The sequence below is a fragment of the Streptomyces sp. NPDC047072 genome (genome assembly GCF_040643855.1).
Lineage (GTDB): Bacteria > Actinomycetota > Actinomycetes > Streptomycetales > Streptomycetaceae > Streptomyces.
In genome coordinates this window covers 54,284-73,159 of record NZ_JBEYVC010000030.1, presented here as the reverse complement: position 1 = coordinate 73,159, position 18,876 = coordinate 54,284, and the positions used below count along the sequence as shown (strand labels likewise).

The window sequence follows — 18,876 nt, the reverse complement described above, 5'->3', positions numbered from 1 at the left end:
CATGACCAGGCACCAGCCAGGCGTGCACAGCCCTGTGCCTCTCGTGTTCACCGACGAGGTGGCCACGGCACTCGCCGCGGGCGACCCCGTGGTCGCCCTGGAGTCCAACGTCATCAGCCACGGGCTGCCCTACCCCGACAACGTGGCCACCGCCCGCAAGGTCGAACAGGCCGTCCGGACGGGCGGCGCGATACCGGCGACCATCGGCATCGACGGCGGACGGATCCTCGTCGGCATGACCGACGACGACATCGAGCGATTCGGCGCCGGCTCCGGGATCCCCAAGGTGAGCAGCCGGGACCTGCCGGTCGTCCTCGCCGCGGGGTCGCCGGGCGCCACCACCGTCGCCTCCTCCCTGGTGGCGGCGGAACTCGCCGGGATCGAGTTCTTCGCCTCCGCCGGCGTCGGAGGCGTCCACCGCGGGGCGCAGACCACCATGGACATCTCCTCCGATCTCATCCAGTTCACCCGGTCGAAGGTGGCCGTGGTCTGCGCGGGCGCCAAGAAGATCCTGGACCTGGGCCTGACCCTGGAGTTCCTGGAGACGCACTGCGTCCCCGTCCTCTCCTACGGCTTCGACGACTTCCCCGCGTTCTACTGCCGTTCCAGCGGGCTGCGCGCCCCGCACCGGCTGGACGACGAGACGCTGATCGCCCGCACGGTCGACATGCACTGGGCGCTGGGCAACGACGGCGCCGTCCTGATCACCACCCCCACGCCTGCGGAGGACGCCATCGACGGCGAGGAGATCGAGGCGGCCATCGCCGGGGCCCTCGCGGGCGCCGAGCGGGACGGAGTGCGTGGCGGTGACGTGACGAAGTACGTGATGCGTGCGGTCGACCGGGCCACGGAGGGCAGGTCGACCGCGGCCAACACGGCGGTCCTCGTCCACACCGCCGAGGCCGGCGGCCGGCTCGCCGCGGCCCACACCGCCTACCGCCGCGAGGAGGGCCGATGACCGAGACCGAGCATCGGGAGTCGCGAGCGGACAGCCGTAGGCAGCAGGTGCGCGCGGACAGCCGTAGGCAGGGGGCCGATATGACGCGTGTGGCGATCTTCGATCTCGACGGGACCCTGGTGGACTCGCCGCAGGCGATCATGCGGACCTTCGCCGCCGCCTTCGAGGCGATGGGCGTCGGACCCCGGGACCCGGCCGAGATCCGGGCCACCATCGGGCTTCCGCTGGACCAGGCGTTCGCGGACCTGCTGGGTGTACGCCGGGACGACCCCCGCGTCGCCGAGGGCATGGCCCGCTACCAGGAGGCGTTCCGCACCGTACTTCTGCCGCGCGCCGCCGAACTGGTCTTCCCCGGTGTCCCGGAAGGACTCGCCGAGCTGCGCCGCCAGGGCATCACCCTCGCGGTGGCCACCAGCAAGTTCCACGCCGGCGCCGACGCCCTGCTCCGTGCGGCCGGCCTCGGGGACTTCTTCACGGTCCTCGTCGGCGCCGACGACGTGGCCCACCCCAAACCGCATCCGGAGTCCGCGCTGACCGTCCTGGTGCGCTGTGCCGCCGGGCCGGAGCGGGCGGTGGCGGTCGGCGACACCAGCCACGATCTGCTCATGGCCCGGGCGGCCGGTATCCGCTCGGTCGCGGTCACCTACGGCGTCCACACCCGCTCGGCACTGGCGGCGGCCGACCCGTCGTACATCGCCGACAGCTTCGAGGAGGTCGTGGCCCACCTCGTGAAGGAGCTGCCGCCGGACGGCCGCCTCCGCACGACCTCCAGCGCGGTGGTCGACCGGCTGCTCGCGGACCGCAGCCGGCACATCGAGTTCAACGGTCACCTCACCGACCACATCAAGCACGCCGTGGTGGCCCTGGCGGGGCTCGGCGTGGATCCGCGGCGGATCGAGGAGTACCACGACGCCTACGTGAGCATGACGTCGTACGGCTTCCGTGTGGAGCCGGCCCGGCCCGCGCGGCGCACGATCGACGACGACAACTGGCTCGAACTGCTGGGCAGGCGTACCGACTTCGCCGCGTACTGCGACTTCTTCGACCGTCGCGAGCGGGAGTTGGGCCTGCCGGAGGTGCTCCGCCGTTATATGCCCCACCTGTTGTCCGGCTGGGTCGGCGCGCTCACGCACGCCACCATCCATCTCGGCTGGGGGCTGGACGCGGGCAGCCGCCGGATGACGGTCGAGGGGCTCGCCTACCTCGCCTTCGGCCATGTCTCCTGCCACCCCGAGCGCACCTTCCCCGCCGTCCACGGCGAGAAGAGCCCGCTGGACTCTTGGATGCGCATCGTCGCCTTCTGGGAGGACAACCGGGAGGAACTCTCCGACTGGGTGGAGAAGTTGGTCGGTGACACCTCCCCCGAGGCGATGGCCGGCATCAACCCCGAGATCCTGCGCTCGGGGATCCAGTACCGCATCGCCCGGATGCACGCCGTGGGCCACCCCCTGATCCACGAGATCCCCTCCTGGGCCACCGACCAGGACCCCACGACCAGCTGGAACGAAGTGACCCGGCTGGTCACGCTGCTCTATCTCGCGGAGCCCGGCGACTTCCTGCTGGTGCACCTGATCACCTCCCTGCACGCCATGCGGCACATCGCCGACGCGCTCCCCGCCGACCGGCGCCACGAGGTGGTCGGTTGTCACTGGACGGGTCTGATCGGCGTGCTGTTCTCCCGCGGCCGCTTCCCCCGGCAGCGCAAGGTCGCCGCACTGGCCGCGCTCTTCGACACCGCCCTCGACGACCTGGACGACCCGCGCTGGACCCGGGAGTGGGACTGGCTGATCGCGCGGGCGGTCGAGGAGGACGAGGAGCACAACCCGAAGCTGGTGTACGTCATGCACGAGATGTGGTGCCTGAGCGGCGGACTCTCCCTCTACCGGGTCGCCGCGGGCCAGTTCACCACCAGGCCGGCGCTGCCCGCCACCTTCGAGGAGCCGCCCACCGACGAGGAGGCCTGATGACCACTCCCACGCTGTCCGTCGAGAAATACCTCGGCACGAACGTCCATCTCCTGCCCCAGACCGACCAGTTGCGCGCCCTGCACACCCTCATCCGCGACCGGAACGCCCGCCGCGAGGACTTCGTGCTCCACTCCGGCCGTGTCATCCGCAGGGTGATCGAGGCGGGACTGGACCTGCTGCCCTTCGAGCCCTACGACGTCCGGACCCCGGTCGGCGCCACCTACCCCGGGCTGCGCCTGGCGGCCGGACTGTGCGGTGTGCCGGTGCTGCGGGCCGGGGAGAGCATGGAGACGGAGCTGCGCGCGGTGTGCCCCGGGATTCCGATCGGGAAGATCCTCATCCAGCGGGACCCGACCACCAAACTGCCCCGGCTGTACTACACGAAGCTCCCCGGCGACATCGCCGAGCGCCATGTCCTCCTCCTCGATCCGATGCTGGCCACGGGGGGAACGGCCACGGCCTCCATCGAGCTGCTGCTGGAGCACGGGGTGCGCCAGAGCCACCTCGTCTTCGTCAACCTCATCACCGTGCCCGAGGGCATCACGGCCGTGTGCGAGCGGTTCCCCGAGGTGCGGATCGTGACGTCCGCCATCGAGCGACGGCTCAACGAGAACGCCTATATGGTCCCCGGAATCGGCGACTTCGGGGACCGCTACTTCGGCACGGAGGGGTGAGGAGGAGCAGTGCCGACGGCACGGCCGCGGTGGCGACGACCGCGGTGACGTAGAACGTCCGGACGAAGTCCGGGGCCGTCGGCCGCTCTCCGTGCAGGAGGACCAGTAGGGCCAGGCCGAGGGAGCCGCCGATGTACTGCGCCGTGGTCACCAGCGCGCTCCCCATCGCGTTGCTCTCCTGCGGCAGGTCGCGGGTCCCGGTGATGAACATGCCGGTGAACGCCATCCCCTGTCCCAGGCCGCTGAGCAGCAGCCCCGGGAGGATGCCCGGCGCGTATCCCCCGTCGGCGGCGACGGCCAGGGCGAGCACCACGAGTCCGGTCGTGCCGATGAGGAACCCCGCGGACAGCAGCGCTCTCAAGGACAGCCGTCCGGCCGCCCGGCCCGCCACCTGGTTGCCCACCGTGACGGCTCCGGCCAGCGGGAGGAAGGCCAGGCCCGCGGCGAGCGCGCTGTAGTCCCGCAGTTCCTGGAGGTACAGGGTGACCAGGTAGAACTCGGCCCCGAAGCTCGCCATGTGCAACGCCGCGACCAGACAGGCCACTTGGAGGGTTCGCACCCGCAGCAGGGTGCGGGGCACCAGTGGTCTGCCTCCGCTCTGGCACCGTATGAGCAGCCCTCCTGCCAGGACCGCCGCCGCCAGTGCGACGGCGACGACGGGGAGGGAGGGCCGGGTGCGGGAGAGTTCGGTGAAGGCCACGACGAGGGCCACGACGGCGACGCACGCGGAGAACGTGGCCGTCGCCGCGACGGGGGCCCGGGCGGCCCCGGATGCGCCGGAACGGACCGCGTTCCCGGCGGCGAGCAGGCAGAGCGCCACGATGGGGAGGTTGATCCAGAAGATCCACGGCCACGAGGCCACCGCGAGGATGCCCCCGCCGACCGTGACCCCGAGGGCGAGCCCGACCGCACCGGTGGTGCCCCACACGCTCACCGCCCGGTCGCGCTCGGGGCCGGCCGGGTAGGCGGAGCTGAGCAGCCCCAGCGTCGCCGGCACCAGCAGGGCCGCGGCCATTCCCTGCCCGACCCGTGCGGCGATCAGCGGCGTGGCGGAGGACGAGAGCGCGGCACCGGTCGAGGAGACGGCGAAGAGCACCTGGGCGACGAGATACACCCGGCCGGCTCCGAGGACGTCCGACAGCTGTCCGCCCAGCAGCAGGAACCCGGCGAAGAAGATCGCGTACGCGCTCACGATCCACTGCAGCGCCACGGAGGAGAAGTGGAGGTCGGCCCCGATGTCGGGGAGCGCGACATAGATGACGGAGAAGTCCAGCGCCACGAGCAGCTGCGCCCCGGCCAGAGCCGTCAGCAGACGGGGCCCCGGCGTCGGACCAGGGGAAACGGGCACGGTATCGGGGCCTCCGTACGTGACGTCGGATCGAACGTGCCCACTGGCGCGCCGGTTCACACACCCGCACGCGCGCGTGACCTTCGCTGTCTCAAGGTCGATACTGCCGACAGCGGCGATCTCAGCCGCCGACCCTCACGAGGAGACAGCAATGAGGATGTTGATCAACGTCCCGGAAACCGTGGTCGCGGACGCGCTGCGTGGCGTGGCGGCCGCCCATCCCGAGCTGGCCGTGGACGTGGAGAACCGCGTGATCGTACGGCGGGACGCCCCCGTCGCCGGGAAGGTCGGCCTGGTCTCCGGTGGTGGCTCGGGGCACGAACCGCTGCACGGCGGTTTCGTGGGCCCCGGCATGCTCTCCGCGGCCTGTCCGGGCGAGGTGTTCACCTCCCCGGTGCCGGACCAGATGGTGCGGGCCGCGGCGGCCGTGGACAGCGGGGCCGGGGTGCTGTTCATCGTGAAGAACTACACCGGTGATGTGCTCAACTTCGACATGGCCGCCGAACTCGCCGAGGACGAGGGCATCCGGGTCGCCAAGGTCCTCGTCAACGACGACGTGGCGGTGACCGACAGCCTCTACACCGCCGGTCGGCGCGGCACGGGTGCCACGCTGTTCGTGGAGAAGATCGCCGGCGCGGCGGCCGACGAGGGGCAGCCGCTGGAGCGGGTGGAGGCGATCGCCCGTCAGGTCAACGAGAACTCCCGCAGCTTCGGCGTCGCGCTCAGCGCCTGCACGACCCCCGCCAAGGGCAGCCCCACCTTCGAACTGCCCGACGGCGAGCTGGAGTTGGGAGTCGGCATCCACGGCGAGCCCGGCCGGGAGCGGCGCGCGATGATGACCTCGCGCGAGATCGCCGACTTCTCCGTGCACGCGATCCTCGACGACATGAGCCCGCGCAACCCGGTGCTCGTCCTGGTCAACGGCATGGGCGCGACACCGCTGTTGGAGCTGTACGGCTTCAACGCCGAGGTGCAGCGGGTGCTCACGGAGCGCGGGGTCGCCGTCGCCCGCACCCTGGTCGGCAACTACGTCACCTCGCTCGACATGGCCGGCGCCTCGGTCACCCTGTGCCAGGTCGACGAGGAGCTGCTGCGCCTGTGGGACGCCCCCGTGAAGACGGCGGGGCTGCGCTGGGGCATGTGAGCAGGCCGACCGACGTACCTTCCACGCAAGGAGATCCAGTGCTCGACGCCGACTTCTTCCGCCGTTGGATGACGGCGACCGCCGCGTCCGTGGACCGCGAGGCGGAGCGGCTCACCGCCCTCGACTCGCCCATCGGGGACGCCGACCACGGCAGCAACCTCCAGCGCGGCTTCCGCTCGGTGGCCGCAACTCTGGAGAAGGAGGCACCGGAGACTCCGGGGGCCGTCCTCACCCTCGCCGGACGTCAGTTGATCTCGACGGTGGGCGGTGCGTCGGGGCCGTTGTACGGCACGCTGCTGCGGCGGACGGGCAAGGCTCTGGGCGACGAAGCCGAGGTGAGTGAGCGGGAGTTCGCGGACGCGCTGCGGGCGGGTGTGGACGCGGTCATGGCGCTGGGCGGTGCCGCGCCGGGCGACAAGACCATGATCGACGCGCTGGTGCCCGCCGTAGACGGGCTCGGAACCGGGTTCGCCGCAGCGCGGGCGGCGGCCGAGGAAGGGGCCCTCGCGACCACGCCGTTGCAGGCCCGCAAGGGCCGGGCGAGTTATCTCGGGGAGCGCAGCGTCGGGCACCAGGACCCGGGCGCGACCTCCGCCTCGCTGCTGATCGCCGCGCTTGCGGAGGCCGCCGGTGAGTGACGGAAAGCTCGTCGGGATCGTGCTGGTGTCGCACAGCGCACAAGTCGCCGCGTCCGTGGCCGAGTTGGCGAAGGGTCTGGTGGGCGGTGGTGTCGAGGTGCCGGTGGCGCCGGCCGGCGGTACGGCGGGCGGTGAACTCGGCACCAGCGCGGAGCTGATCGCCGCGGCGGCCGCGTCCGTGGACCGGGGCGCCGGGGTCGCCGTCCTGACCGACCTCGGCAGCGCGGTCCTCACCGTCAAGGCGCTGCTCGCCGAGGGCGACGAACTCCCCGCCGACACCCGCCTGGTCGACGCCCCGTTCGTCGAAGGCGCGGTTGCCGCGGTGGTCACAGCGGCAACAGGAGCCGACCTCGCGACGGTGGAGGCGGCGGCCACGGAGGCGTACAGCTACCGGAAGGTCTGACAAGCGGTACGACCGGCGGGGGGCTGGCGGGCGGTACAGCCGGTGGGGAAGGGATGGCGGGCGCCCGGCCGGCGAAGGTCCGGCAGGCGTACGGCCGACGGCGCGTCCGGTGGGCGTACGCCTGAAGCGCGCGGCCACCGTGCAGCCGACGGCGGACCCGGCCGGCGTACGGACCGACGGACGGTCCCGCGAGCGGCCCCGAGCCCCCTCGCCTCCCCTCGCCCGCTATCCGACCCCTTCCGCGGCGACGGCCAGCGCCGAGCGCAACGTCTCCAGCAGTTCGGCCTCCGCCGCCGCGGCCTCGGTGGGCGTGTCGGAGGTGCGCCAGGCATAGTGCTCGACCGCCGCGCGCAGCGCCGCGTTGAACATCGCGGCCCAGATCGCGGGCCGCAGTCCGTCGGCGGATATTCCGGCGCGCTCGGCCAGGGCACGGGCGAAGGCCGGCTCGGCCTCGTCGTACGTCTGGAGCCAGACGGCGCGCAGCCCCGGCTCGGTGCGGGTCAGCCGGACCAGATCGCCGACCGTGGCCCGTTCCGGTCCGCCGATGATGCCGACGTCGGTCGCGGCGTCCCGGTCGAAGAGCCCCTCCAGGGGGCAGTCCGGGGGCCACTCCCGCAGCAGGCCGGCGATCAGGTCGATACCCGCCGAGAACAGCGGCCGTACGCAGCTCTCCTTGCTCGGGAAGTAGCGCCACAGGGTCCGCGCGGAGACGCCGGCCGCCTGTCCGATCTGCTCCCCCGTCGTGGCCGCCACGCCCTGGGTGACGAAGAGGTCCACCGCGGCCCGGGCGATCTCCAGCCGTATCTCGGCCCGGCGCTGCTCCGTCAGGGGCGGCCGTCCCGTGCGCCCACGGGCTGCGGTCATCAGTTCCTCCGGCTTCGGTCCTCGCTGCTCACTGTCCTGCGAAATTCTCCACCAAGAATTTATGTCACTCACAGACATTAAGTCGTAGGGTGGCATCCGCGCAGGCGGACCGCCCGCGCGAGCACCAGGCACAGAACGACAGGAGCACCACATGGCCGGCGATTTCGACGGACGCAGCGTCATCGTCACCGGAGCGGGTTCGGGTATCGGGCGCGCGACCGCCCTGGCCTTCGCCGCCCGGGGCGCCCGGGTCGTCGTCGCGGACCTCAACGCCGAGGGCGCCGCGGCGGTCGTCAAGGAGATCGAGGACGCGGACGGCACCGCGGTCGCCGTCACCGGGGACCTCAGCGAGCAGGCCGTCGTGGACCAGGTGACCCAGGCCGCGGTGGAGCGTTTCGGCGGGGTGGACGTCCTGGTCAACAACGCCGGGATCATGGACCGGATGTCGGCGCTGGCGGACGTGAGCGACGCGGAGTGGGAGCGGGTCATCCGGGTCAACCTGACGGCGCCCTTCCTGCTCACCCGGGCCGTGCTGCCGCACATGCTGAAGGCGGGCAAGGGCGCGATCGTCAGCACCGCCTCCGAGGCGGGCCTGCGCGGCAGCGCCGCGGGCGCCGCCTACACGGCCTCCAAGCACGGCGTGGTGGGCCTCACCAAGAACCTCGCGGTGATGTACCGCAAGCAGGGCATCCGCGCGAACGCGATCGCGCCGGGCGGCACCGCGACCAACATCGTGGTGGAGGCCGACCAGGAGGCGCACGGCCCTGCGGCGCTCGGCCCGCACTTCGTCAACATCGGCAGGATCTCCCAGCCCGAGGAGCAGGCCGCGGCCATCGTGTTCCTGGCCTCGGACGCGGCGAGCAATGTCAACGGCGTGGTCCTGCCGGTGGACGACGGCTGGGCCGCGGTCTGATCCGGCCCACGGAAGGGGAGTCCCGGCGGTCGGGGCTCCCCTGTCTCATTTCGCGTCCACGAACTTGCGTGCGAGCCGCTCGCCGAGTTCCACGGCGGCCTCCTGGTCCTCGATCGGCTGCACCCGCTCGTCCTTGAAGACGATGTAGGTGACCTCGGCGTCCGTGCCGCCGCCGATCGGGTCGGGGCGGATACCGAGGGCCTTGGCGGTGGCGTAGGAGGCCTCGCCGATGATGTCGTGCGGGCCGACGTCCCCGACGACCGCGTACCGCACCTGACCGTCGTGGACGACGGCGGCCACCGAGCCGCCGCGCACCCCGTGGTCGCGGTAGTTCCAGATCCGGCTCGGGGTGGGGACCACGATGTACGGCAGGCGTTCGGCGCTGAGATGGCGGCCGTCCGACTGCTGGAACGCGGTGGCGGCGGAGAAGAGCGGGTCGGTGCGGCGATTGCACCGGCGACCGGGCCGTCCGTCGCAGTCGATGTCCATGTCGGCCTTCCAGAAGACCGCGTCGCGCGTGCCGCAGACCGGGACGGTCGCGCGCTTGCCGTCGTCACTGCGGTAGCGGCCGCGTGAGACGGGCTTGCACTTGCTCACCTTCGCCAGCAGGTCGGCGGCCAGGCTCTCGGCCTCGTGCCGCACCACCGGCTCCGTCCGGGCGACGGGCTCCGTGGCGGGGGACGTCGTGGGGGCGAGCAGAGCGGCGCTTGCCGCGGCCAGTGTCAGCGACTGGACACGCACGATGAGGGGCCCTCTCGTGGGGGGACATTGACGGACACTCAGCCAAATCTGATGCCGTTTCAGTCGGGCGGCCACCGCAAGGGGTCCGTACGGGGCAGGGGCCGGGGGCCGAGGCCCTCGACGGACCCCGGGCCGCCCTGCCACCCGTACCGGTGCGGGGACAGCAACGACAGCGGCCCGCACCACCGGCGCGAACTCCCTTTCAGTCAGGGACAGTTCGGCCGTGAAGGCCCTCAGCATACGTAACCGTCCCGGACCGGCCCACGCGGACCGCCCTCTTGATGCGGGCACCCCACCGGCGTCATATTGGTCCGGACCATTGCCGCGGTGTCCTCCCCGGGAGGCAGAGACGTGCGAGGCGTTCCCGTCCCCCTGCGCCTGTGCGCCGCGCTGGTGTTCGTCGGCTCCTGCGGGTGGGGCGGCCCGGACGACGGCGACAGCGGCCGACTCCCCGCCGCTCCCCTGGGCGTCACCGCCGCCGCGGGAAGCGCGACCAGCGTGCACGTGATGTGGAACGCGGTCCCCTCCGCCTCCATCGACTGCTACGAGGTGTATCGCGGCACCACGAAGGTCCGGGAAGTGCCGGGTTCACAGCACATGGTGGATGTCACCAGGCTCAAGCCGGGCACCCCGTACGTCTTCACCGTCCGCGCCCGTGACATGGAGGGCCGTCTCGGCCCACCCGGCCGGGAGGTCCGGGCGACGACCCCGGTCGCCGTGGCGGCGGACCACGAGGCGCCGACCCGGCCCGGGACGCTGGAGGGGCGGGCGGTGGGCAGCAGGGCCGTGCAGCTGAGCTGGTCCGCCTCCAAGGACGACCGGGATGTGGTGTCGTACGACATCCACCAGGGCGGCACCAAGATCCACAGTGTGGGCGGCGACCAGACGGCGGCCGTGGTCACCGGGCTTCGGGCGGGTACCCGCTACACCTTCACCGTCCAGGCCCGGGACGCGGCCGACAACGTCTCGCCGGCCAGTGGGACCGTCCGGATCACCACGCCGGGCAGCGACGACGGAGGGGACACCGCCCCGACGGACTTCCGCGCGACGGCCCGGCACGCCGACGACGGTGCCTACTACCTCGACCTGAGCTGGGTGCCCCCGCACACGGACGGGGTGGTCACGGAGTACCAGGTCCGGCTGGACGGGGCTGCGGCCACCTCGCTCGTCTTCGGCGGGGAGCCGCCGCGCGGGCGGGCGACGTACAGCTTCTATCTGGGCCGGGAGGCAGGCGTCGACCATCGGGTGCGGATCCGGGCACGGCTGCCCGACGGCACCTGGGGTGGGCTGTCGGTGGAGCGGAAGGTGACGACGGGCGCCCCGGCACGACCCTGACCAACCCTCCGGCCCCCGCTCCCCTGCTTGCGCCGGACGAAGGAATCCGTCACCTGCACGGGGGCGGTCCGCATGCGCGCCGGACGTCCGGCACGTTCGCTGTGACCGAGGCAGCACGGGCGTTTCCCGACCCCAGGCGGCGCAAGGGATGTACCGCCAACCGTGCCGCCGGAGGGCAGTCCATGCGCACTTCTCAGCTTCTCCTCCGCTCCGGCGTGGCCGCGGCCGCCGCCGCGCTGCCGCTAGCCCTGACCGCCGGGCCGGCCGCGGCCGCGTCGGGCATCTCCGTGAGCACCTCCGGATCCACGGTCTCCGTCACCACCACCGCCTGCTCCCGCACCGCCACCACCGGCGGCTGGGGCACCGCCTCGCTCCTCACCAGCAGCCAGGCGAACTTCGCGCAGGGGCGCCAGGTGGCCCTGTCCGGGACGACCTCGCTCCAGTCCGGCGCCTGGTCGAACGTCAGCGCGGGGACGTACACCGTCATCGTCATCTGCGCCTTCGACAACAGCACGGCCGGCACCCAGTCGGTCATCGTCTCCGGTACGGCCGCCACGCCCACGGTCTCGGCGACGGCCTCGCCGTCCCGGGGTGTCGTCGGGGGGCTGGGCGGCTCGACCAAGGACTACAGCACGCTGACCATGGCGGCCGGCGGCGGACTGGTCACGGTCGGAGCCCTGGCGACGGCCTGGTTCCTGCGCCGTCGCGCACGGCCGCACCGCCTCTGACGGGCCCACTCCCTCCCGGCCCTACTCGCCGGGCAGCTCGGCAAACTCCTCCAGCGCCTCAGTGAGCCACTGCGTCCAGAAGGTCTCCAACTCGATGCCCGCGCGCAGGACCAGGTGCTGGAGCCTGGCCTGCGCGCTGTCGTTGCCGGGCGGGAAGTCCCGCTTCTGGATCTCCTCGTACTCCGCCAACTGCCGCCGGTGCAGATCGAGATGGCGACGCAGGTCGGCCTCCAGGCCCTCGGTGCCGACCACCGCCGCCGCGCGCAGCCTCAGCAGCAGCGCGTCCCGGTGCGGCTTGGGGTCCTGGGCCGCGGCCGTCCAGCGCTCCAGCTCGGCGCGGCCCGCGGGCAGGACCTCGTAGGCCTTCTTCTGCCCGCGGGAGGGCTGTTCGGCGGGGAGCGCGCGGATGTACCCCTCCGCTTCCAGTTTCCCCAGCTCGCGGTAGATCTGCTGGTGCGAGGCCGACCAGAAGTAGCCGATCGACCTGTCGAACCGGCGGGTCAGGTCCAGCCCGGCCGAGGGCCGTTCCAGCAGGGCGGTGAGGATCGCGTGCGGGAGTGACATGGGGTCATCCTAGGGACGGGCCGGACGGGCTCTAGAGGGCCGCCGCGACCTCGGTGCCCTGCTTGATCGCCCGCTTGGCGTCCAGCTCGGCCGCCACGTCGGCGCCTCCGATCAGGTGGACCCCGCGACCGGCGGCGACCAGCTCCTCGTACAGGTCACGGCACGGTTCCTGGCCTGTGCACAGGACGACGGTGTCGACGGGCAGGACCGTGCTCTCCTCGCCGATCGTGAGGTGGAGTCCGGCGTCGTCGATGCGGTCGTAGCGGACGCCCGGGACCATGGTGACGCCGCGGTGCTTGAGTTCGGTGCGGTGGATCCAGCCGGTGGTCTTGCCGAGCCCGGCGCCGACCTTGCCGGTCTTGCGCTGGAGCAGGTGGACAGTGCGCGGCGGGGCCGGGCGCTTGGGGGCGGTGAGTCCGCCGGGCGCCGTGTAGTCCATGTCGACGCCCCACTGGCGGAAGTACGTCTCCGGGTCGTCGCTCGCCCCTTCGCCGCCGTCGGTGAGGAACTCCGCAACGTCGAAGCCGATTCCGCCGGCGCCGAGGATCGCGACCCGGTCGCCGACGGGGGCGCCGTCGCGCAGGACGTCGAGGTAGCCGACCACGCTCGGGTGGTCGACGCCGGGGATCTCGGGGGTGCGCGGGGTGACGCCGGTGGCGACGACGATCTCGTCGTAGCCGTCCAAGTCACCTGCGGACACGGGGGTGTTGAGGCGTACGTCCACGCCCTCGGCGTCGAGCCGGTGGCGGAAGTAGCGCAGGGTCTCGTCGAACTCCTGCTTGCCGGGGACCTTTCGGGCGACGTTGAGCTGGCCGCCGACCTCGCTCGCGGCGTCGAAGAGCGTGACCTCGTGGCCGCGTTCGGCGGCGCTCACGGCGCAGGCGAGTCCGGCCGGTCCCGCGCCGACGACGGCGACGCGCTTCCTCAACCGGGTGGGGGACAGCACGAGTTCGGTCTCGTGGCAGGCGCGCGGATTGACCAGGCAGGAGGTGATCTTCAGGCTGAAGGTGTGATCGAGGCAGGCCTGGTTGCAGCCGATGCAGGTGTTGATGGCCTCGGGCGTCCCGGCGGCGGCCTTGTTGACGAACTCCGGGTCGGCGAGCATCGGTCGAGCCATGGACACCATGTCCGCGTACCCGTCGGCGAGCAACTCCTCGGCGACTTCGGGGGTGTTGATGCGGTTGGTGGTGACGAGCGGCACGGACACCTCGCCCATGAGCCGCTTGGTGACCCAGGTGTAGGCGCCGCGCGGCACGGAGGTCGCGATGGTGGGGATGCGGGCCTCGTGCCAGCCGATGCCGGTGTTGATGATCGTGGCCCCGGCCGCCTCGACGGCCTTGGCGAGCGTGATCACCTCGTCGAGCGTGGAGCCGCCCGGGACGAGGTCCAGCATGGACAGCCGGTAGATGATGATGAAGTCCTCGCCGACGGCCTCGCGCACCCGGCGCACGATCTCGACGGGGAAGCGCATGCGGTTCTCGTACGAGCCGCCCCAGCGGTCGGTGCGCTGGTTGGTCTGCAGGGCGATGAACTCGTTGATGAGGTAGCCCTCGGACCCCATGATCTCCACGCCGTCGTACCCGGCCTGCCGGGCGAGGCGGGCGGCGCGGGCGTAGTCGTCGATGGTCCGCTCGACGTCGGCGTCGGTGAGTTCGCGGGGCGGGAAGGGGCTGATGGGCGCCTGGAGGGGGCTCGGCGCGACCAGGTCCTGGTGGTAGGCGTACCGGCCGAAGTGCAGGATCTGCATCGCGATCCGGCCGCCCTCGCGGTGCACGGCCTCGGTGATGACCCGGTGCTGCTCGGCCTCCGCGTCGGTGGCGAGCTTGGCGCCGCCCTCGTACGGCCGCCCCTCGTCGTTGGGCGCGATGCCCCCGGTGACGATCAGGCCCACTCCCCCGCGCGCCCGCTCGGCGTAGAACGCGGCCATGCGCTCGAAACCGCGCTCGGCCTCCTCCAGACCGACGTGCATCGAGCCCATGAGGACGCGGTTGGGCAGTGTGGTGAACCCGAGGTCGAGCGGGCTCAGCAGGTGGGGGTATCGGCTCATCGGGCCCTCCGTGCGCAGTGGCGTGCGCCTCTGTTGTAGAGGACCCCGAGCGCTTTATGCAACTAGTTGCAGAACAATGTGGTCAGCGACTCTCCAGCCGTACATGCAGTTCGCGCTCCTGGTCGCCGGAGGCCGAGGAGAGATCGCGCACCGTGAACATCGAGTCCAGCGTGGCGCGCAGCCGCTCGATGGCCCAGTAGCCGCCCTGTGCGTCCGCCTCCACGGAGGACGAGAGCCGGGCGGGCGGCGGGCACTGGTGGGTGTCGGAGACCTCGAACGTCCCGAGCCACACCATGGGCCGGGTCTCGTGGAGCTGTTCCGGCACGTCGTCGGCGCACCGGTCGGACTCGAAGCAGGCGCAGAGCGTGTCGAAGACGATCCGGGCGTCCTCCTTGCTGCACCCGCTGATTTCCAGGGAGACGGACTCCTCGTGCGGTCGCTCACGGTCCATCGTGATCGCTCCTTCCGGGAGATGGCGCGGTAGCGCCGGGTTCCCCGCGAACCGCGTCACATCCTCAGAAAACCACCACCGCTCTCGGAGCACTACCGGCGGCCTCAGCTCCGTGGGTGATCCCGGTGCGGGTCGAACATCGGGACGGCGATGCCGCCGAGCACCAGTCCCGCGGCGACGAGGATGCCCTCCGGCAGCACCACCCCCGCGGTCACCAGGACCCCGGCGGCGCCCAGGGTGCCCCAGGCGCCCGCGCGCCGGTACTCGCGGGGCCGGGCGGGCCGGCCCGAGCCCAGCGCGCGGGCGAAGCGGGGGTCGTCACGCTCCAGTCGTGCCGCCAGGTCGACCAGGTGTTCGTCGTCGGACTGCGGCATGACTCCTCCTTACGATCGCCCCCTACCGTTCGGCCTCGGCCGGTACGGCGGCGGGAGTCGGCGTCGGTACGACGTCGTCGTCGGTCGTGGTACGGCCGTTCCGGGCGCCCCGATCAGCGCGGGGACCCAGCACGCGGGCGAGCAGATGGGCCTGGCCCGCGGCGACGGGCCCGAGAACGGCCAGAACGAGGACATACCCGGCGACGAACGGCGCCAGTCGCGCGTCCAGGCCCGCACCGGTCGCCATGGCGGCGAGGATCAGCGCGAACTCCCCCCGGGCCACCAGGGTCGTCGCGATGTCGGCGGCCGGTCCGGCGCCGTAGCCGTAGAGACGGGCGACGAGGAGTCCGGCGACGACGTTCATCACGACGGTCACGGCGGCCGCCGCGGCGACGGGTCCGGCGACGGACACCAGGTCGCCGGGGTCGATGGCGAGGCCGAAGGCGAAGAAGAAGATCGCGGCGAAGGCGTCGCGCAGCGGGTGCACCAGGCGTCGGATACGCGGCCCGGAGGGCGTCCCGGCGAGGATGAGGCCGACCATGAAGGCGCCGATGGCGTCGGCGACCCCGAGGACCTCGGAGACGCCCGCGACCAGGACCGCGGCGCCGAGGAAGCTGATGACCAGCAGTTCGTTGTCGCGGACCTGGATCAGACGGCCGATCCAACGGGTGCCGTAGCGGGCGGCGGCGGCCAGCACCAGCAGGAAGCCGAACGCCCTGCCCGCCTGGAGGAGCACCTCCCCGAGGCCCTCGGCGCCGCTGACGACGGGCTGGAGGGCCGCGAGGTACAGGGCGAGGAAGATGTCCTCGACCACGATCACGCCGAGGATCAGCCGGGTCTCCGGGCGGCCGATGCGGCCCAGGTCGATGAGGATCTTGGTGACGATCGCCGACGAGGAGATGCCGAGGACGCCGGCGAGGACCAGCGCCTCCCGGGTGCCCCAGCCGAGGGCGAAGCCGAAGCCGAGGCCCGCGCCGACGTTGGCCAGCAGATAGATCCCGCCCGCGGCGAGCAGCCGCCTGCCGCCCTCGCGGAGGTCGTCGAGGTGGAATTCCAGGCCCAGGTAGAACAGCAGCAGCACCAGTCCGAGCGCCGAGAGCATCTCGAAGTCGTGCGCGTCCTCGACCAGCACCAGTCCCGGGGTGTGCGGGCCGAGCAGGATGCCGGCGAGCATGAACAGCGGGATGGTCGGCAGTCCGATCCGTCCGCCGAGGCGGGCGAGGAAGGCGGCGGCGAGGAAGGCGCCGCCCATGGCGAGCAGGGTGTCAGCGTGTCCCACGGGTCACCTCCCGCGCGGGGGTCGAGGGGCGGGCGTGCTGTGCTTCACGGGGATGGATGCGCTGGCTCCTTCGGTCCGGGGACGGTCAGGTCGGGTCGGGTCCATGCCACCGTCGCATCCGCACCACGGCTCCCACCATCGGTGCCGACCCCCATTTCCCGGGGCCGAGCGCCCGGCGCGCGACGACTTCGTCACCCCGGCGCGCTTCGGCGGACGCGCGCCCCCGTGGTGGGGGATGGTGGAAGAACGCGACCCTGGGGTCGCGGAGGCGGTTGAGCGCGGTAGAACAGGGGAGTCGGCACGGGCTGGGGCGTGCCGCGAGGACGGTCGAAGGCGGTTCGTGCAATGGATGCAGCCGGGATACCCGCGTCCGGGGGCGACGAGCCCGCGCGCGGGACGGTACGGCCGAGCGGTCTGCTCGACGTACTGGGCATGGCTTCGGTGGTGCTGGACACCGAAGGCCGCATCGTGCTGTGGAGCCCGCAGGCGGAGGAGCTGTTCGGCTATCCCGCGCGGGAGGCGCTCGGCACGTACGCGGCCCAGCTGATGATCCACGAACAGCACGTCGACCTGGTGGTCAAGCTGTTCGCGGACGTCATGGAGACCGGCCAGAGCTGGGCGGGCGCCTTCCCGATCCGGCACAAGGACGGCAGCACCCGGCTGGTCGAGTTCCGCAACATGCGGCTGATGGACGACCGCGGTGACGTCTACGCGCTGGGCCTGTGCGCCGACCAGGAGACCGTACGACGGCTCGACCGGGACGTGGCGCTCTCGACCCGCCTGGTGTCCCAGTCCCCCATCGGGCTGGCCGTGATGGACACCGACCTGCGCTACGTGTCCGTGAACCCTGCCCTGGAGCAGCTCAACGGCATACCGGCCGCGGAGCACATCGGGCGGACGATGGCCGAGGTCCTGCCCCATCTGGACGTGGCTGCCTTCGAGGCCGCGGCGCGCGAGGTGCTGCGGACCGGCGTACCGCTGGTCGACCGGCACACGGTCGGGCGGACTCCTGCGGATCCGGACACCGAGCACGCCTGGTCGATCTCGGTCTACCGGCTGGAGGACGCCATGGGGAACGTCCTCGGGGTGGCGGGCTCGGTGCTGGACGTCACCGAACAGCACCGGGCGGCCGTCGAGGCCGAGGCCGCCCGGCACCGCCTGGCGCTCGTCGCCGACGCCTCGGCGCGGATCGGCACCACGCTGGACCTGGACCGCACGGCCCGAGAGCTGGCCGACGTGGCCGTACCGGCACTCGCGGACGTGGCCGCCGTACACCTGCTGGAGGCGGTGGTGCAGGGGCGGCCCAGCACCCTGGGTCCCGCCGACCCGGCCACGACCCGCTCCCTGGCGGTCCGCGCGGACCGGTCCCCGGAGGCGCTGGACGCGGCCGACCCGCCCGGCCGGGTGGTCGAGTACGCCGCCGACCGGCTGGTCACGGAGTGCGTGCGCACCACGAGCCCGGTCCTGGTGACGCAGGTCGGACCCGAGGACCTCGCGCGCATCGGCCGTACCCCCGAGGCGGCCGCTCTGCTGGCGAAGGCCGGGGTCCACTCCTACCTGGCCGTACCGCTGACCGCGCGCGGCGAGGTGCTCGGGGCGCTCGCCCTCAAGCGGACGGGCGGGGCGGCCCCCTTCGACGAGGACGACCTGCTGCTGGCCCGCGAGCTGGCGGCGCGGGCGGCCGTGCAGATCGACAACGCGCGCTGGTACCAGGACGCCCGTGACACCGCCCTGACCCTCCAGCGCAGCCTGCTGCCCAGCCATCCGCCCGTGACCGGCGGCCTGGAGGTCGCCTCGCGCTACCAGCCCGCGGGCGCCACCGCGGAGGTCGGCGGTGACTGGTTCGACGTGATCCCGCTGGACGGCGGGAAGACCGCGCTGGTCGTCGGCGACGTGATGGGCAGCGGCATCACCGCGGCCGCGACCATGGGCCGGCTGCGCACGGCGACCCGCACCCTGGCCTCCCTCGACCTCGATCCGGCCAGACTCCTCGAACACCTCGACCGGATCACCCAGGAACTCGACCACTCCATCGCCACCTGCCTGTACACGGTGTACGACCCGGAGAAGGGCGAGTGCCGGATCGCCAACGCGGGGCATCTGCCGCCGGCCCGGCTGTGCCCCGACGGTCCGCCGGAGCTGCTGGAACTGCCCACCGGGGCCCCATTGGGCGTGGGCGGGGTGGCCTTCGCCACGACGGCCTTCGACCTGCGGCCCGGTGACCGGCTCGTGCTCTACACGGACGGCCTGGTCGAGACCCGCCAGCACCCGCTGGACGAGCGCCTCGACGCCCTCCTGGACCTCCTCGGTGGCCGGGACCGGCCCCTGGAGGAGGTCTGCGACCTGCTCCTGCGCACGCTGCACCAGCCGGACAACTCCGACGACGTGGCCCTGCTGATCGCGCGCGTGCAGACGCCGTGACGGGTGGGACGAGCGTCCCGGATTCAC

General features: G+C 72.4%; 18 protein-coding genes. 10 read left to right on the top strand and 8 right to left on the bottom strand.

Going from position 1 to position 18,876, the window contains the following annotated elements:
* The first annotated feature begins 1 nt into the window (after position 1).
* Genes ABZ896_RS16240 through upp form a run of 3 tightly spaced genes read left to right on the top strand, consistent with a single transcriptional unit; the run spans position 2 to position 3,599 of the window.
* Complete coding sequence (locus tag ABZ896_RS16240) at positions 2–958, top strand: pseudouridine-5'-phosphate glycosidase (protein ID WP_360928260.1); 957 nt, start codon at positions 2–4, stop codon at positions 956–958.
* Positions 955–2,922 carry an HAD-IA family hydrolase gene (locus ABZ896_RS16235; RefSeq protein WP_360928257.1) on the top strand — a complete coding sequence of 656 codons (1,968 nt, stop codon included), beginning with the start codon at positions 955–957 and terminating at the stop codon, positions 2,920–2,922. The genes ABZ896_RS16240 and ABZ896_RS16235 overlap by 4 nt, the downstream gene beginning before the upstream one ends.
* Complete coding sequence (gene upp / locus ABZ896_RS16230) at positions 2,922–3,599, top strand: uracil phosphoribosyltransferase (protein WP_360928254.1); 678 nt, start codon at positions 2,922–2,924, stop codon at positions 3,597–3,599. The genes ABZ896_RS16235 and upp overlap by 1 nt, the downstream gene beginning before the upstream one ends.
* On the opposite strand, the gene ABZ896_RS16225 is transcribed toward upp, so the two are convergent.
* The gene (locus tag ABZ896_RS16225) at positions 3,529–4,947 is read right to left on the bottom strand and encodes an MFS transporter (protein WP_360928251.1); all 1,419 of its coding nucleotides are present in this window, start codon (positions 4,945–4,947) and stop codon (positions 3,529–3,531) included. The two genes, upp and ABZ896_RS16225, sit on opposite strands and share 71 nt — an antisense overlap.
* Positions 4,948–5,098: 151 nt before the next feature.
* Here ABZ896_RS16225 and dhaK point away from each other — a divergent pair, with 151 nt between their 5' ends.
* The 3 genes from dhaK to ABZ896_RS16210 are packed head-to-tail and all read left to right on the top strand — an operon-like array spanning position 5,099 to position 7,132.
* Positions 5,099–6,091 carry a dihydroxyacetone kinase subunit DhaK gene (gene dhaK / locus ABZ896_RS16220; RefSeq protein WP_360928248.1) on the top strand — a complete coding sequence of 331 codons (993 nt, stop codon included), beginning with the start codon at positions 5,099–5,101 and terminating at the stop codon, positions 6,089–6,091.
* 38 nt (positions 6,092–6,129) lie between these two features.
* On the top strand, positions 6,130–6,729 hold the full coding sequence (gene dhaL / locus ABZ896_RS16215; protein ID WP_360928245.1) for a dihydroxyacetone kinase subunit DhaL: 600 nt from the start codon (positions 6,130–6,132) through the stop codon (positions 6,727–6,729).
* Complete coding sequence (locus ABZ896_RS16210; RefSeq protein WP_360928242.1) at positions 6,722–7,132, top strand: PTS fructose transporter subunit IIA; 411 nt, start codon at positions 6,722–6,724, stop codon at positions 7,130–7,132. Before dhaL ends, ABZ896_RS16210 begins: the two co-directional genes overlap by 8 nt.
* Positions 7,133–7,357: 225 nt before the next feature.
* On the opposite strand, the gene ABZ896_RS16205 is transcribed toward ABZ896_RS16210, so the two are convergent.
* Positions 7,358–7,996, bottom strand: coding sequence for a helix-turn-helix domain-containing protein (locus ABZ896_RS16205; protein ID WP_360928239.1), 639 nt, complete (start codon positions 7,994–7,996; stop codon positions 7,358–7,360).
* Between the two features lie 151 nt (positions 7,997–8,147).
* On the opposite strand from ABZ896_RS16205, the gene ABZ896_RS16200 reads away from it, so the two are divergent.
* Positions 8,148–8,909 carry a glucose 1-dehydrogenase gene (locus tag ABZ896_RS16200; RefSeq protein ID WP_360928237.1) on the top strand — a complete coding sequence of 254 codons (762 nt, stop codon included), beginning with the start codon at positions 8,148–8,150 and terminating at the stop codon, positions 8,907–8,909.
* A gap of 45 nt (positions 8,910–8,954) precedes the next feature.
* Here ABZ896_RS16200 and ABZ896_RS16195 read toward each other — a convergent pair whose 3' ends face one another.
* The gene (locus ABZ896_RS16195) at positions 8,955–9,650 is read right to left on the bottom strand and encodes a glycoside hydrolase family 75 protein (RefSeq protein ID WP_360928234.1); all 696 of its coding nucleotides are present in this window, start codon (positions 9,648–9,650) and stop codon (positions 8,955–8,957) included.
* Between the two features lie 351 nt (positions 9,651–10,001).
* Here ABZ896_RS16195 and ABZ896_RS16190 point away from each other — a divergent pair, with 351 nt between their 5' ends.
* Complete coding sequence (locus ABZ896_RS16190) at positions 10,002–10,985, top strand: fibronectin type III domain-containing protein (RefSeq protein WP_360928231.1); 984 nt, start codon at positions 10,002–10,004, stop codon at positions 10,983–10,985.
* Between the two features lie 182 nt (positions 10,986–11,167).
* Complete coding sequence (locus ABZ896_RS16185; protein ID WP_360928228.1) at positions 11,168–11,713, top strand: hypothetical protein; 546 nt, start codon at positions 11,168–11,170, stop codon at positions 11,711–11,713.
* A gap of 21 nt (positions 11,714–11,734) precedes the next feature.
* On the opposite strand, the gene ABZ896_RS16180 is transcribed toward ABZ896_RS16185, so the two are convergent.
* The 5 genes from ABZ896_RS16180 to ABZ896_RS16160 form a co-directional block, all read right to left on the bottom strand.
* Positions 11,735–12,277: a PadR family transcriptional regulator gene (locus tag ABZ896_RS16180; protein WP_360928225.1), complete on the bottom strand. Its 543-nt coding sequence runs from the start codon at positions 12,275–12,277 to the stop codon at positions 11,735–11,737.
* Positions 12,278–12,308: 31 nt separating this feature from the next.
* Positions 12,309–14,324, bottom strand: a complete 2,016-nt coding sequence (locus ABZ896_RS16175; protein ID WP_360928222.1) for an NADPH-dependent 2,4-dienoyl-CoA reductase — start codon at positions 14,322–14,324, stop codon at positions 12,309–12,311.
* Between the two features lie 82 nt (positions 14,325–14,406).
* On the bottom strand, positions 14,407–14,775 hold the full coding sequence (locus tag ABZ896_RS16170) for a hypothetical protein (RefSeq protein WP_360928219.1): 369 nt from the start codon (positions 14,773–14,775) through the stop codon (positions 14,407–14,409).
* A gap of 104 nt (positions 14,776–14,879) precedes the next feature.
* Positions 14,880–15,149, bottom strand: coding sequence for a DUF3040 domain-containing protein (locus ABZ896_RS16165; protein ID WP_360928216.1), 270 nt, complete (start codon positions 15,147–15,149; stop codon positions 14,880–14,882).
* Positions 15,150–15,171: 22 nt separating this feature from the next.
* Complete coding sequence (locus ABZ896_RS16160) at positions 15,172–16,428, bottom strand: cation:proton antiporter (RefSeq protein WP_360928213.1); 1,257 nt, start codon at positions 16,426–16,428, stop codon at positions 15,172–15,174.
* 345 nt (positions 16,429–16,773) lie between these two features.
* On the opposite strand from ABZ896_RS16160, the gene ABZ896_RS16155 reads away from it, so the two are divergent.
* Positions 16,774–18,849: a SpoIIE family protein phosphatase gene (locus ABZ896_RS16155; RefSeq protein ID WP_360928210.1), complete on the top strand. Its 2,076-nt coding sequence runs from the start codon at positions 16,774–16,776 to the stop codon at positions 18,847–18,849.
* Positions 18,850–18,876: the final 27 nt, after the last annotated feature.